The sequence below is a fragment of the Pseudorhodoferax aquiterrae genome (genome assembly GCF_014652235.1).
Lineage (GTDB): Bacteria > Pseudomonadota > Gammaproteobacteria > Burkholderiales > Burkholderiaceae_C > Pseudorhodoferax > Pseudorhodoferax aquiterrae.
In genome coordinates this window covers 1-1,418 of record NZ_BMYK01000075.1, presented here as the reverse complement: position 1 = coordinate 1,418, position 1,418 = coordinate 1, and the positions used below count along the sequence as shown (strand labels likewise).

General features: G+C 77.3%; 1 protein-coding gene. It reads right to left on the bottom strand.

All coding sequences use genetic code 11. The annotated features are described in order from the left end of the window. Positions 1–1,418, bottom strand: a 1,418-nt coding sequence (locus IE209_RS33570) for a hypothetical protein (protein WP_189691192.1), incomplete at both ends; no start/stop codon positions are given.

Sequence of the window (1,418 nt, the reverse complement as noted above, 5' to 3'; positions counted from 1 at the left end):
CTGGCGGCCTGGGCGCGCTGCTTGGCGATGAAGCCGGCCATGCGCACCGTGAGCGGCTGAGCCCAGGACTGCGCGGCCTGCGTCACGGTGCCGGCCAGGCCGCCGAAGGCCTCGGTGAATCCGGCCGCGCTCTGCGCGCGCTGTTCGGCGCCCTGGGCCTGCAGCTGCGCCAGCATGGCCTGCAGCCCGCCGGCCTCCTGTTCGGAGCGCTGCAGCTGGGCGCCGGCCTGTTCGGCCAGGCTGCCCTCCAGCCGCTGCTGGTTGGCCTGCAGGCGCTGGTCGAGCCGGGCGCCGCTGGCGCGTGCGCCCTGCAGCGCGCCCTCGGGCGCGCGCTCGGCGGCCTGGCGCAGCGCGCCGGCACCGCGCGCGGCACTGGCGCGCAGGTTCTGCTCCAGGCCCTGGGCGGCGCGCAGGTAGGTCGGCAGCGCACCGCGCGTGGCGGCTTGCAGGCCACCCACGGCCTGCTGTGCCTCGCGCCGCACGCCGGACAGTGCACCGCGCGCCTGGCTGTTGAGCCGGCTCTTGGCCGCACGCTGCTGGGTGCGCAACTGCTGCAGCTGGCTGCGGGTCAGCCCGGCCAGGGCCTGCTGCGCGGCCTGCTGCTGGCTGCGCAGCTGGCTGCGCGCCTGGCGCAGCGCCGCGGCCACGCTGCTGCGGCCCTGCGTGGCCAGGCGCGCGTTCTCACCGGCCAGCGCGGCCTGGTAGCTGCACGACAGGCTGCAGGCGGTGGTGTCGCGCGACTGCTCCCAGGCCTGCTTCTTGGCGTCGAAGCGCTGCTGCAGGCCCTGCACCTCGGGCTCGACCCAGCGTGGGATGCGCAGCTGGCGCTTCTCGTTCTTGGCCCGGTCCAGCCAGGCGCCGCGCTGCGTGGAGAAGTGCGTGGCGCGCGTCTCGCTCCACTGCGTCAGCGTGCGGCGCGCCTCCTGGTAGGCCGTATCGGCCTGGCGCACGGCGCCGTTGTAAGCCGACACATGGCCACTGACCAGCCCGCCGACCACGCTGGCGATGCGCGCCGCGCCGCTGCGCTCGCCGGCGTTGATGAGGCCGTGCGCGCTGCGGCCGGCCGCGGCGATGGCCTGGCCGGCGTCCAGCGCGGCCGAGTCCACCGCCATGGCCGCCATCTGGCCGGCCTCCTCGGTCGCGGCGGCGGCCGCATCGGCGGCCTGGTCGATGGCGCCGTGGTCCAGCTCGTGGCGCTGCACGATCTGCCCGGCCTGCAGGCCATGGGCCTGGGCCATGTAGTGGCTGATGCCGTTGGCGCGTTCCAGCAGCTGCTGGTGCATGCCGCGCAGCTGGTCGGCCGCGCCGGCATAGGCCTGGCGCGCCTGGCCGGCGGCCGCGCGCGCGGCGCGGCGCTGGTCCTCGGCGTTGGCGCCGGCCGGCGGGGTGGCCGGGCCCTCGCGCGGGGCGGCGGCGGG